The sequence below is a fragment of the Acinetobacter sp. TYF_19 genome (assembly GCF_043105125.1).
GTDB lineage: Bacteria > Pseudomonadota > Gammaproteobacteria > Pseudomonadales > Moraxellaceae > Acinetobacter > Acinetobacter johnsonii.
This window is the reverse complement of sequence record NZ_JBICLH010000087.1, coordinates 39454-52130: the sequence shown is the minus strand read 5'-3', so window position 1 is coordinate 52130 and position 12677 is coordinate 39454. Positions and strand designations below refer to the sequence as shown.

Here is a 12677-nt window from a genome sequence, read left to right as displayed (position 1 = left end):
GAGGCGCCTTGTTGAAATTACGAGGACAAAATACGGATTTTAAGTGCGCCATTTTATACCTAATTTGCTAACTGACTGAAAAATATTTAAATATAAAAATTAAGTTATTGTAATTCCAGTTTTTATTATTCATTTTAATTCATAAAAACGACATATTTAATGGATTTTTATCATAAATGCCTGCTTGATATTTCTCACTATATTGAAAAAGTGCAAGCAGGCATTCTGTCTCTTATGAAGTTTTAAGCAGTTGAGGTGAAAGGGTCTGAATGGCTTGATAGTGAGTTAAAAAGACATTCCCACTCAAATATTTCAATAGTTTTGAGCTTTGCAGTCGATCCATCACAGGGCCTTTAACTTCGGACAAATGCAGCTGAATGTTTTGCTTGGCCAATTCTAGATTAATATCTTCCAACATTTCTAAAGCACTCAAGTCGATACTACTCACACTGGAGCAATTAATCACCACATGGGCTAACTTAGGTTGTTGGCTCACGGCATTGATCAGTTCACCTTTCAATATGTTGGCATTTAAGAAGGTTAGGCTTTCATCTATACGCATTGACAGTACTTGTGCCGTCGTCTGAACTTGATGGCGTTCAACGTTGCGAAAATGTTGCGTCCCCTCGACCAAGCCAATCACAGCAATATGTGGCCGGCTAATCCGCCAAAGCAACAAAATAAAGGTTGAGATCATGCCAATGATCAGGCCAGTTGAAATATCGATACAGACAACACCAAAAAAGGTAATCCACATCGCGATACCATCTGCTTTGGAATACTTCCATGCTTCGATGAAGGGTTTAAAGTCTACAAGTTTCCATATCGAGACGATAATCGTTGCAGCCAGAATGGCTAAAGGAAGGTCCTGAAAGAAACCTGTAAAGTATAAGCTCACTACAATAATCAACAGCGAAGAGAGCACACCAGCCATAGGGGTCTGAGCGCCTGCATCTGCATTAACGACAGTACGAGAAAGGCTGCCTGTTACAGGAAAGGCCGAACTGAAACCTGCACTGATATTGGCTAACCCCAAAGCGATAAGTTCTTGGTTGCTGTTGAGTTGACTTCGGTTTTGTAAAGCAGTGGCTTGAGCAATGGAAAGTGATTCAACAAAACTGATCATCGCGATCATGGTTGCACCTGGCAAAAGTTGCAGAACTAAAGTCCCGTTCCAATACGGCATATCGAGTGGAGGCATACCAGATGGAATGATTCCGACGGTTTTGATTCCAAGCGTCTGCAGTTGGAAAAAATAGACCAAGGCAATCGAGGCAACCACTAAAAATAAAGGAATAGTACGCGAAAGTAATACGGTCGATCCGAACCAACCTTTTAAGGTATTAGTATTCAGCAGCTTTGGTACATAAATTAAAAATACGATTGCGCACAGTCCAAACAGCAGCGTACCTATATGAGTCAAACTGATGTATTGCCAAACACTTATCACAAACTCGGGGATATTATTGGCTTTTAAAGGTAGATCGACAATAAACTTCAACTGACCCAAAGCAATCAGCAAAGCAGATGCAATAATGAAACTTTGGATGACGGGGTGGCTAATCAGTTGAATGAGGAAACCAAAGCGAAATAAACCCAACAGCAGGGAAATGATACCGACCATTAGTGCTAATAAACATGCCGCTTGTATATAAACAGGTGAACCAACCTCAAACATCGAGTTCAAAGTTGCAAAGGTCATCATCGAAATGATGGCAACAGGGCCAATAGAAAGTGTAGGGCTGCCGCCAACGCTGGCATAAATAATCATTGGGATAATGCTGGCATAGAGCCCAGTGATTGGTGGTAAGCCTGCCAACATGGCATAGGCCATGCCTTGAGGAACCAACATGGCAATGACGATAAAAGATGCAAGTAAATCTGACTTAAACGTAGGCGTGTCATAGTGCTTAAGCCACTGCCATGCGGGGAGATAATGGCTTAGACGACGATTCCAATCAGACATAAAAAAATCTAAATCACAAATTTAGATATATTATGCATAAAAAATGCTAAGAAGTCTTAGCATTCGTTTTCATAGAACAGAAAATATCGCAGTGATTTAGTTTAGAGGCGTGGTTTTGGGCAGTACAAGCTATACAAAGTATTTAAAACTTCAATCATGCGTTCATCTTTAATGGAGTAATAAATTTGCTTCCCATCACGGCGCGTATTTACCACATCACTTTTACGTAACATCATTAATTGTTGCGAAAGAGTCGGCTGTTTGATGTCGGTAATTTCTTCAATTTGAGAAACATTAAGTTCTTGTTGCGACAAATGACACAAAATTAATAAACGATCAGTATTGGCTAGAGATTTTAAAATACTTACAACAACTTCAGCAGAGTCGCGCATAGACGTTATTTCAAGTCCTGTGTTCATTTAAAACCTACTCATAAAACAAAACAACTGTGCGCTTAGTATAAAACCAAGCCGTTCATAATGCTGTCTTTTCAAGTCCAATATGCATGGCTTTTAGTGAAATAAAATATTAGCTAAAGTTATATATACTGAATGTTTACATCAAAATTAGTTATTCAAAATGTTGCTTAAGTTCTAGATATTTATATAATTTAAGCCGATTTTTTAAATCAAAAACTCATTCTTTATGATTATTTATAATAAGCTTTGAATATTTTATCATATAGAGGGCATTAAAATCATAATTACAGAGCTTTTTAAAAAATCATTATAAATTTAAAAAATACAAACATTTATTAAAAGGCATAATTATTGCTAGATAATATTTTTGACCAAAAAGTAAACTTTGAGATGAATGTACAAATTTTTCCATCCCATATAGAAGACGCTGAATATGTGGTTTTGTCGTCGGGTTTAGGTGGACATGCGCAGTTTTGGCAGCCACAAATTCAAGACCTACAAACCAAATTTCATGTCCTAACTTACGATCAAGAAGGTTGCCATGAAAACAGTACATTATTAAAACCAAATTATTGCATACGCGATTTGGGGCAGCAGCTTTTTCTGATCTTAAAGCAACAACATATTCAACGCTTTCATTTTATCGGTCATGCACTAGGTGGTTTTATTGGTGCGGAGTTAGCCTACTTGTGCCAATCGACCGAGTATCAGGTGTTGTCAATCACGATTTTAAATGGTTGGGACACGTTAGATGCGCATACCTATAAATGCTTTGAAACCCGAATTAATCTTTTAACATGTGCAGGCACAGAGGCTTATGTCAAAGCACAGGCCTTGTTTTTATATCCACCAGCTTGGATTTCAACAAATATAGAAAGTATTCAAAAGCAAGAACAGTTTCAAATTCAAAACTTTCCACCGCATGAAAATGTATTGCGACGGCTAAGTGCTTTAATGGACTTTGGACTGAGCGAGGAGATAAAAAAGGCTTTGCAAAACATACCGATGCATTTGATTGCGAACCAAGATGATTTCCTTGTGCCTTACCAACGCTCACAAAACCTAAAACGGTTGTTTCCGCATGCACAGTTGACTCTTTTAAAGCAGGGCGCTCATGCAGCGACTGTAACCGAAACAGTACTGATGAATAAGGAAATGTTGGGCTTTTTAACCGTACAGGAAAGTTTAGTTTAGATTATTGATTGTTTAATTTTGCTTTATAAAGTGAAGGTGTATAGGTTTTAAAATCTATACACTTTTTTTATTTGGGCTAAAAATATAAAAACTCTAGTTTGGATCATTTACCGCACAATCATTGATCACTCCTCACAGAGATAGTGCATAAAATAAAAACTAATTTTACTTTTTGGTAAAAAATAAAATTAAGTAAAATTATTTAATATATTGAAAAATAATAATAAATAATAGTTGGCATGGCTTGTGCAAATATATTTTTATCAAACTAAAGGTTAAAAGTCTTGCTGTATTTAGCCTTTGATGTTCTGCAAATAATGAAATAAGTGTAGAGGATGAACGAGATGAAAATAGGTGTATTTTGCCCAATTGGAAATAATGGCTGGCTGCTTTCTGAAACCGCGCCACAGTACATGCCTTCATTTGAACTAAATAAAAAAATTGTTCAACGTGCTGAGTATTATGGTTTTGACTTTGCTTTGTCGATGATCAAACTGCGTGGCTTTGGCGGGAAAACAGAGTTTTGGGATCATAACCTAGAAACATTTACCTTGATGGCTGGGCTCGCTGCGGTGACCAGTAAAATCCAAATCTATGCAACATCAGCGACGTTGGTGATGCCGCCTGCAATTGTGGCACGTATGGCGTCAACCATTGATTCTATTTCAAATGGTCGTTTTGGTTTAAATGTCGTGACAGGCTGGCAAGCACCCGAATATACGCAAATGGGGATGTGGCCAGGAGATGAGTATTTTGCACAGCGCTATGAATATCTTTCTGAATATGTAGAAATTTTGCGTGAACTCTGGGCGACAGGTCGTTCAGATCTTAAAGGAGAGCATTTTACTATGCAGGACTGCCGTGTGAGCCCACGTCCACAAGCGGATATGAAAATTATTTGTGCGGGCCAGTCGGATACAGGGCTTGAGTTTTCTGCCAAATATGCCGATTACAACTTTGTTTTCGGTAAAGGGCTAAATACACCGACTGCCTATGCAGAAATCAATGCGCGTTTAAAACAGCAAACCGATAAAACAGGGCGTGACGTGCAAACCTATGTGTTGTTTATGGTGATTGCTGCAGAAACCGATGAAGAGGCGCATGCGAAATGGCAAACATATAACGCTGGTGCGGATATGGAGGCGATTAATTGGCTGATCAACCAAGGAGGTAAAGATACCAAATCTGGAACAGATACCAATATTCGCCAAATGGCATCTTCGGTTTCGCCTGTGAATATCAATATGGGAACTTTAGTCGGTTCGTTTGAACATGTTGCACAAATGTTGGATGAAATTGGTGAAATTCAGGGGACTGAAGGTATTTTGCTTACCTTTGATGATTTTGTACAAGGAGTCGAAGACTTTGGTCAGCGTATACAACCTTTGATGAAATGCCGTGAACATATCGTGGTTGAAGCGGATGCGCCACGCGTTGTTTTGGAGAAAAGCGCATGAATGACTCTATAGTCTGTACAGAATTTACTAAACAAAGTCTGCAAGCAAAAACATTAAAAGCAGAACCTGAACATATTGCTTTAGCACCTGAGCACACGGCATTGATTGTGATTGATATGCAAAATGCCTATACCTCAGTAGGTGGCTATTTGGACTTGGCCGGGTTTGATGTATCTAAAACCAAACCTGTGGTTGAAAACATTCAAAAAACCATTACTGCTGCACATGCAGCTGGCATTCAGGTGATTTACTTTAAAAATGGTTGGGATGACCAGTACCGTGAAGCAGGAGGGAGTGATTCACCAAACTTCCATAAGTCGAATGCTTTAAAAACCATGCGCAAAAATCCAGAGCTGCAGGGAAAACTACTGGCAAAAGGTGGTTGGGATTTTGAGTTGATTGATGCACTCAAGCCTGAACCACAAGATTTAGTCATAGAAAAGCCTCGCTATAGTGGATTCTTTAATACTGCGTTGGACAGTATGTTGCGGGTGCGAGGAATCCGAAATTTAGTTTTTGTCGGTATTGCGACCAATGTCTGTGTCGAGTCGACTTTAAGGGATGGTTTTTTCTTGGAGTATTTTGGAGTCGCTCTTAAAGATGCGTGCTATCAAGCTGGGCCTATCGAGGTGCAAGAAGCAAGTCTCTATAACATCAAAACCTTTTTTGGTTGGGTGTCTGATACACAAAGTTTTGTGAATACCTTTCAAACTTCAAGCAGTCAAACACTGGCAAAAACAGCATAAGTCATACATACGAAAGATAGAGGAAACCTCATGCCTAAAGAAATTATTGTGCCTGAAGGCACAGCGAAACCACTTGCACCATTTGTACCTGCAACTAAGGCTGACAATATCGTTTATGTATCAGGCACCTTGGCCTTTGATGAACACAACAACGTTGTTCACGTTGGTGATGCAGCAGCACAGACTCGACATATTTTAGAAACCATTAAACGAATCCTTGCAACCGCAGGTGGCACAATGGATGACGTCACTTTTAATCATGTTTTTGTGAAAGATTGGGCCGATTATGGCGCGATTAATGCTGTATATGCCGAGTATTTTCCAAACGATAAACCTGCACGCTATTGCGTACAGACTGGACTGGTCAAGCCAGAGGCTTTGGTTGAAATCGCTTCGGTTGCACATGTGGCTTAAGTGGAATAATCAAATTTTGATGCCCTGATATACGATTTTTTTAGGGCATGGAGAATACGATGAATTCAAAACTGATGAATCAAGATCAAGTTGAAACCTTGCTGAATCATAAAGCACCAGAAGCAATGGGTGAGGCGATGTTGGATCAACACACATTTCGTCAAGGTATGGCGAATCTAGGAGCTGCGGTCAATGTGATTACAACAGATGGGGGGGCGGGTCAGGCAGGCTTTACTGCATCGGCAGTATGCAGTGTGACCGATACACCGCCAACGTTGTTGGTGTGTTTAAACCGTTCAGCCTCTGTGTTTGAGACATTTAAAAGCAATCAAGTGTTATGTGTAAACACGTTGTCGAGTCAGCAACAACATTTATCTAATTTGTTTGGGGGGAAAACTCCAATGCCTGAACGTTTTGCTCAGGGCACATGGTCCACACTTTTGACCAATGCACCTGTATTGGAGGATGCCTTGGTGAGCTTTGATTGTGAAGTGGTACAAACTATGTCTGTAGGCAGTCACGATGTGTTGTTTTGTCAAGTCAAAGCCATGAAGCAAAGTTATGGACTAAATGCGCTGATGTATTTTAACCGTGGTTACTGTGAGCCATTACCAATGTGCTAATTCAAAAATTCCTACTTTTACAAGGAGGGGAAACCCATGCAAACAAAAGAATCGTGGTTTCCAAAATTTAAGCCTTATCAAGGCGATTTAGATACAACGCCTGTGCAAACAGATGAATACTTGCCCGCAGGAAAAAGCATTATTTTGGGGTTGCAACATGCTTTTGCCATGTTCGGCGCAACCGTACTTGCCCCATTGCTGATGGGCTTTGATCCGAATCTAACGATCTTCATTACAGGCATGGGTACGATACTCTTCTTCCTCATGACCGGTGGACGTATGCCAAGCTATTTGGGGTCCAGCTTTGCCTTCATTGGTGCAGTGGTTGCAGTTACGGGTTATACAGGTGTTGGAGCAAACCCAAATCTTTCTTTAGCACTGGGTGGAACCATTGCGTGTGGGGTGCTGTATGCGTTAATCGGTTTAGTTGTGATACGTACTGGTACGGCATGGATTGAAAAGTTGATGCCACCTATTGTGACAGGCGCCATCGTGATGATTATTGGTCTACACCTTGCACCTGTTGCGATCAAAAGTGTGTCAGCCAATCAGTTTGACTCTTGGATGGCGTTAATCACGATTATTTGTATCAGTGTCATTGCTGTATTTACCAAAGGTATGGTGCGCCGTTTACTGCTACTTTTAGGCTTAGTTGCATCCTATTTTGTTTATTTTTTACTCACTAATGTCATGGGTTTTGGCACTGCAATTGACTTTGCAAAAGTCGGTCAAGCAGCATGGTTTGGTTTACCAACTTTCCACAGCCCAACCTTTGATGTAAACGCCATGATGTTGATTGCACCCGTTGCGATTATTTTAGTGGCGGAAAACTTAGGACATTTCAAAGCTGTGTCGGCGATGACGGGTAAAAATTTGTCTCCTTATATGGGGCGCGGTTTCTTTGCAGATGGGGTATGTACCACACTGTCTGCTTCAGTTGGGGGCACAGGGATGACCACCTATGCTGAAAACATTGGGGTGATGGCAGTCACTAAAGTTTATTCAACCACAATCTTTGTTTTTGCAGGCGTATTTGCGATTTTACTGGGGCTTTCGCCAAAGTTTGGCGCAGTGATTAGCACAATTCCCGTTGCACTCTTGGGTGGTGCATCCATTGTGGTTTTTGGTTTGATTACCGTTGCTGGCGCAAAAATTTGGGTCGATAACAAAATTGATTTCACCAAGAACAGTACTTTAATGATTGGTGCAGTGTGTCTGATTATGGGAACTGGTAATTACAGCTTACAAATTGGTAGTTTTGACCTAGGTGGTATTGGCACTGCAACACTAGCAGCCATTCTGCTTAATCTTTTCTTGAACCGAGGCAGTGAGAAAGAGCCAGTCGTAGAAAAGTCGGATGATCAAATCAATAGCACTATTGCACACAGTTAGGAGTACATTTTGAGTCTGAATATTGCATTTATAGGACTTGGGGCAATGGGTTGGCACATGGCCTCCCATTTGCCAAAACTGGGTCATACTGTTTGGGTGTGGAATCGCACAGCAGAAAAAGCTGCTTCACATGCGCAAACTTTTGGTACTTTTCACGTTGAACTCCAACAAGCAGTGCAAGCAGATGTGATATTTTCAAGCTTACCGACCAGCGCAGATGTTGAGGCTTTAATTGCGTTACATCCACCCAAATTTGGAAGTTTATGGGTGGATTGTACCAGTGGCGTGCCTGAGTCTGCGCAGCGAATTTCCACTGATTTGGCAGCACGTGGAGTAACTTACTTAGATGCGCCTGTTTCGGGTCAAACGATTGGCGCTGAACGCGGTACTTTGACGGTTATGGTGGGTGGTAATATCGCTGGATTTGAAAGGGCAAAACCTATTATTCAGGCATTTGCAGGGCTGATTGAATACGTTGGGGAAAGTGGTGCTGGCTTTGCGGTCAAAGCGGTGAACAATACACTCATGGCAACACACTTATGGGCCCTGTCTGAAGGTTTGTCCATATTGAAGTATCAAGGCGTTGACTTGGCTGGTGCATTGAGTTGTATCAATCACTCCAGTGGTAAAAGTACCATGTCTGAAACGGTGATGGCGCAAAAAATTTTGAGCCGCACTTTTCAAAAAACATTTGCTTTAAACCTGTTGCAAAAAGACATTGGTATTGCGATGGATCTGGTCAAAGAAGGACAGATGAAAACACCTGTTTTTCAAGTGACACAAGAACTGTTCTTAAAAACAGATCGAGAACAGGCTGCACAAGTAGATTTTAGCGCGGCCGTTACACAGTTAGAAAAGTGGAATAGTGTAAGGCTCGTTTAAGCTGGTCGCGCGGGAGAAAAGCATGGGAAAACTCATGCTTTTTCTGTTTAAGTGATTTATTTATCAAATAAAAACATAAGCCCGACCAAATGTCAGTTTGCATTTAAAAATCAGGGTATGATAATGAGTGGATCATTAAAAACAACATAGGAAACATTGGTATGAGTACTGACTCAGCTTTTCCAACGCCTAATAATTTAGGGATAGCGGTTTATAGTAATAATGCAGAAGCGATTGGTAACACACCATTGGTTCGTATTAACCGAATTATACAAAGTCCAGCCACCGTTTTAGCCAAAGTTGAAAGCCGTAACCCTGCATTTTCAGTAAAATGTCGTATTGGGGCTGCGCTGATTGCGGATGCGGAAGCACGCGGTGTGCTGAAAGCGGGAATGCACATTGTCGAACCAACCAGTGGCAATACAGGCATTGCTTTGGCATTTGTTGCTGCTGCAAAAGGTTATGCGTTAACCCTGACTATGCCATCAAGCATGAGTATCGAACGTCGTAAAGTGATGAAAGCTTTGGGTGCGAACTTGGTTCTCACCGACCCTGCAAAAGGGATGCGCGGTGCGGTAGAAGAAGCACAGCGTTTGTTGGATGAAAATCCAGACACTTATTTTTTACCACAACAGTTTGAAAACCCAGCAAACCCAGCTATTCATGAAGCAACGACTGGCCCAGAAATTTGGGAAGCAACAGGTGGTAAAGTTGATATTTTAGTTGCAGGTGTCGGGACGGGCGGTACGATTTCAGGGATTTCAAGTTATTTTGAAAAAGTAAAAAAACAAGCACTGTACTCAGTTGCGGTAGAACCTGCTGAGTCGCCGATTATTGGTCAAACCAAACGTGGTGAAACTTTGACGCCTGGACCACATAAGATTCAGGGCATTGGCGCTAACTTTATTCCTAAAAACTTAGACCTCGACTTGGTCGATGAAGTAATGCCAATTGATGCTGCAACAGCAATTGATTGGGCGCGAAAAACAGCAAGTCAAGAGGGTATTTTGGTGGGTATTTCAAGTGGTGCCGCGATGGCAGCAGCAGCTGAACTTGCAGTACGCCCTGAAAATGCAGGTAAAACCATTGTGGTGATTTTACCTGATGGTGGTGAACGTTATTTATCTTCAGTTTTGTTTGAAGATATTTCCGCAGACTAATTAAATGTATGAAAAAAAAGCTAAACATAAAATGTTTAGCTTTTTTATACCGTTTAGAAGCTTAAAGGGCTGCGTGTGAAATTTTATCAGGTGTCATGAGGGCTTGGTTGACATACAGTTTAATCAGACGCTCACGAGAACCGATTGATTTTTGATAATGCGTTGAATTGAGTAACAATGATGCACCATAGGTCACTGTCCATACATAAGATAAATAGTCACGAATGGACATAGCGCTGTCTAAAGACTTTAAATAGTCAGAGGTCATGTCTTTAATTTCGATAATACGTTGTTCACGTATTTGATAGAGCTTCTCAAAAAGTTCTTTGAGTTTACGTTCGTTATTGGTTAAACGTTCTTCAATAACGTGCAGTAAAATCGTACGATTCGAGTTCAACATATTATAAAGCATGTATTCGGAAACATACGTTTTAATATCATTGTTATGCTTTTGAGAAATCTCTAGCAGGCGAGTTTCATTCAAGATAATCAGCTCTAAATAAAGTTGATTTTTACTTTTGAAATGCTTGTAGATCGTACCCTTCGCAATATCGAGTTCCGTTGCTAATTCGCTTAAGGTGATGTCTTGATTATTGTCTAATAATAAAGTCTCAGCCATGGCTAAAATTTTCTCTTTGCGTAATAGAAAATTTTGTTGGCGTACTGAAGTCATTGGCTTATTCCAGTGTATTCCATGAGAACTATAGAGAGGCTATTGAACTTGGTTGAAAATAAAAATTCAACTAAGGTCTTGGATATTACTACAATCGTTTTAAAAATATCCACTTGTTCAACAATAGAAATAAATACAGGTACATTTTCGCATTTTGTTGTCAATAAATTTGATCTCTAGAGATCAAATTTGGGCCATTGCATTCCTTTTTCGTGATTTTTACACTATTGTCAGTATAGCCACTGTGTTCTTAGAGACGAGAACCTTTAGTGCTCAAGCCTCGAATGCAGTGCGGGTTGATAAATAGATCATCTGTCGTATGGATCGATGTCTTATTCACGTGTGTTTATTTTAATGTCTTTATAGATGACTCGCTTTGAGACGGTAGCACTATGAAAAACATTAAAATAAGATCTGAAACGATTAACCCCTTTGTAATATGAAAAAATAGATAGGGAATGTCTTTAAGCCTTTTAATTGGGCTTAAAGTAAGTAAACCGCGAAAAAGGATGAAATAGAAAATGATTGTTATTGTAGACGGTGTACGTACAGCAATGGGTGGTTTTCAAGGTTCACTATCGAGCTGTACCGCGCCTGAACTGGGTGCGGTGACAATTAAAGAAGTGTTAAACCGTTCTGGCTTACAGCCGACCGATGTCGATGAAGTGATCTTTGGTTGTGTACTTCCAGCAGGTTTAAAACAAGGCCCTGCACGTCAAGCAATGCGTATGGCGGGCCTACCTGACTCAACGGGTGCAACAACCATCAATAAAATTTGTGGCTCTGGTATGAAAGCCGTCATGCAAGCGGCTGATGCGATTAAAGCGGGTTCAGCTGAGATTGTGGTGGCTGGTGGTATGGAGTCGATGTCAAATGCGCCATACTTACTTGAAAAAGCACGCGCGGGTTACCGTATGGGGCATGGTAAAACAACCGATCACATGTTCCAAGAAGGTTTAGAGGATGCTGAAACAGGTCTGTCGATGGGTGTACTTGCTCAAGAAATGGCAGATAAAAAAGGCTATACCCGTGAGCAGCAAGATCAATATGCCATTGGTTCTTTAAATAAAGCTGTTGCTGCGATTCAAGGTGGTTTCTTTAAAGATGAAATCGTGCCTGTGACGGTGAGTAGCCGCAAAGGCGATGTTGTGGTTGATCAAGATGAACAGCCGCTCAATGCCAAAGTTGATAAAATTCCAACTTTACGTCCGGCATTTAAAAAAGACGGTACGATTACTGCGGCAAATTCGAGTTCTATTTCGGATGGTGCTTCGGCATTGGTTGTAACTTCATCCGAAGTTGCTGACGCACGTGGTCTTAAGCCATTGGCAAAAGTTGTGGCTTATGCAAGTAATTCCCAGCATCCATCTGAGTTCACCATTGCCCCTGTAGGTGCCATTGAGAAAGTTTTAGCCAAAGCAGGCTGGTCTGCGAGTGATGTAGATCTGTGGGAAGTCAATGAAGCATTTGCGATGGTCACAATGCTTGCCATTGATGGATTTGATTTAGATCCAGCAAAAGTCAATGTGAATGGTGGCGCTTGTGCACTTGGTCATCCATTGGGTTCATCTGGTTCACGTATTATCGTGACTTTACTGCATGCTTTGAAACGTACTGGTGGGAAAAAGGGTGTAGCTGCTTTATGCATTGGTGGTGGTGAGGCGACTGCTATTGCCGTCGAGCTGCTGGACTAAAACTGTAATATTCTTAGCTATGCCTGTGAAGAAAATATTTTAAATAGCTATAATTCG

12 protein-coding genes are annotated in these 12677 nt (G+C 40.8%); 9 read left to right on the top strand and 3 right to left on the bottom strand.

All coding sequences use genetic code 11. The annotated features are described in order from the left end of the window. Positions 1-232 precede the first annotated feature (232 nt). Positions 233-1966: a SulP family inorganic anion transporter gene (locus tag ACF8FD_RS14925; protein WP_279679437.1), complete on the bottom strand. Its 1734-nt coding sequence runs from the start codon at positions 1964-1966 to the stop codon at positions 233-235. Positions 1967-2067: 101 nt separating this feature from the next. Next, positions 2068-2385: a helix-turn-helix transcriptional regulator gene (locus tag ACF8FD_RS14920; RefSeq protein ID WP_004693230.1), complete on the bottom strand. Its 318-nt coding sequence runs from the start codon at positions 2383-2385 to the stop codon at positions 2068-2070. A 390-nt stretch (positions 2386-2775) separates the two neighbouring features. On the opposite strand from ACF8FD_RS14920, the gene rutD reads away from it, so the two are divergent. The 8 genes from rutD (at position 2776) to cysK (ending at position 10253) form a co-directional block, all read left to right on the top strand. Continuing rightward, positions 2776-3579, top strand: a complete 804-nt coding sequence (rutD, locus tag ACF8FD_RS14915) for a pyrimidine utilization protein D (RefSeq protein ID WP_279679438.1) — start codon at positions 2776-2778, stop codon at positions 3577-3579. A gap of 344 nt (positions 3580-3923) precedes the next feature. After that, positions 3924-5036 (top strand): pyrimidine utilization protein A, encoded by a 1113-nt coding sequence (gene rutA, locus ACF8FD_RS14910; RefSeq protein ID WP_279679122.1) that lies wholly within the window; start codon positions 3924-3926, stop codon positions 5034-5036. Then, a complete protein-coding gene (gene rutB / locus ACF8FD_RS14905) occupies positions 5033-5782 on the top strand; it encodes a pyrimidine utilization protein B (RefSeq protein ID WP_004979785.1) in 750 nt (249 codons plus the stop codon). Before rutA ends, rutB begins: the two co-directional genes overlap by 4 nt. Before the next feature lie 30 nt (positions 5783-5812). Beyond that, on the top strand, positions 5813-6196 hold the full coding sequence (gene rutC, locus ACF8FD_RS14900) for a pyrimidine utilization protein C (RefSeq protein WP_234304921.1): 384 nt from the start codon (positions 5813-5815) through the stop codon (positions 6194-6196). A gap of 125 nt (positions 6197-6321) precedes the next feature. Further along, positions 6322-6819 (top strand): NADH-dependent FMN reductase RutF, encoded by a 498-nt coding sequence (rutF, locus tag ACF8FD_RS14895; protein ID WP_228128112.1) that lies wholly within the window; start codon positions 6322-6324, stop codon positions 6817-6819. A 36-nt stretch (positions 6820-6855) separates the two neighbouring features. Further along, entirely contained in the window at positions 6856-8211 is a 1356-nt protein-coding gene (rutG, locus tag ACF8FD_RS14890; RefSeq protein WP_234304922.1) for a pyrimidine utilization transport protein G, read from the top strand. A 45-nt stretch (positions 8212-8256) separates the two neighbouring features. Next, positions 8257-9093 carry an NAD(P)-dependent oxidoreductase gene (locus ACF8FD_RS14885; RefSeq protein WP_392453562.1) on the top strand — a complete coding sequence of 279 codons (837 nt, stop codon included), beginning with the start codon at positions 8257-8259 and terminating at the stop codon, positions 9091-9093. Between the two features lie 161 nt (positions 9094-9254). Then, positions 9255-10253 carry a cysteine synthase A gene (gene cysK / locus ACF8FD_RS14880; protein WP_234304923.1) on the top strand — a complete coding sequence of 333 codons (999 nt, stop codon included), beginning with the start codon at positions 9255-9257 and terminating at the stop codon, positions 10251-10253. A 61-nt stretch (positions 10254-10314) separates the two neighbouring features. Here cysK and ACF8FD_RS14875 read toward each other — a convergent pair whose 3' ends face one another. Continuing rightward, positions 10315-10926 (bottom strand): TetR/AcrR family transcriptional regulator, encoded by a 612-nt coding sequence (locus ACF8FD_RS14875; RefSeq protein ID WP_004693224.1) that lies wholly within the window; start codon positions 10924-10926, stop codon positions 10315-10317. 521 nt (positions 10927-11447) lie between these two features. Between ACF8FD_RS14875 and ACF8FD_RS14870 the strand changes: the two genes are divergently transcribed. After that, positions 11448-12620, top strand: a complete 1173-nt coding sequence (locus tag ACF8FD_RS14870; RefSeq protein ID WP_234304924.1) for a thiolase family protein — start codon at positions 11448-11450, stop codon at positions 12618-12620. Positions 12621-12677: the final 57 nt, after the last annotated feature.

What these genes read in the sequence shown, in the direction of transcription:
- ACF8FD_RS14925 (WP_279679437.1), bottom strand. Translation starts at nt 1,966, where the DNA reads ATGTCTGATTGGAATCGTCGTCTAAGCCATTATCTCCCCGCATGGCAG.
- ACF8FD_RS14920 (WP_004693230.1), bottom strand. Translation starts at nt 2,385, where the DNA reads ATGAACACAGGACTTGAAATAACGTCTATGCGCGACTCTGCTGAAGTT.
- rutD (WP_279679438.1), top strand. Translation starts at nt 2,776, where the DNA reads ATGAATGTACAAATTTTTCCATCCCATATAGAAGACGCTGAATATGTG.
- rutA (WP_279679122.1), top strand. Translation starts at nt 3,924, where the DNA reads ATGAAAATAGGTGTATTTTGCCCAATTGGAAATAATGGCTGGCTGCTT.
- rutB (WP_004979785.1), top strand. Translation starts at nt 5,033, where the DNA reads ATGAATGACTCTATAGTCTGTACAGAATTTACTAAACAAAGTCTGCAA.
- rutC (WP_234304921.1), top strand. Translation starts at nt 5,813, where the DNA reads ATGCCTAAAGAAATTATTGTGCCTGAAGGCACAGCGAAACCACTTGCA.
- rutF (WP_228128112.1), top strand. Translation starts at nt 6,322, where the DNA reads ATGGGTGAGGCGATGTTGGATCAACACACATTTCGTCAAGGTATGGCG.
- rutG (WP_234304922.1), top strand. Translation starts at nt 6,856, where the DNA reads ATGCAAACAAAAGAATCGTGGTTTCCAAAATTTAAGCCTTATCAAGGC.
- ACF8FD_RS14885 (WP_392453562.1), top strand. Translation starts at nt 8,257, where the DNA reads ATGGGTTGGCACATGGCCTCCCATTTGCCAAAACTGGGTCATACTGTT.
- cysK (WP_234304923.1), top strand. Translation starts at nt 9,255, where the DNA reads ATGAGTACTGACTCAGCTTTTCCAACGCCTAATAATTTAGGGATAGCG.
- ACF8FD_RS14875 (WP_004693224.1), bottom strand. Translation starts at nt 10,926, where the DNA reads ATGACTTCAGTACGCCAACAAAATTTTCTATTACGCAAAGAGAAAATT.
- ACF8FD_RS14870 (WP_234304924.1), top strand. Translation starts at nt 11,448, where the DNA reads ATGATTGTTATTGTAGACGGTGTACGTACAGCAATGGGTGGTTTTCAA.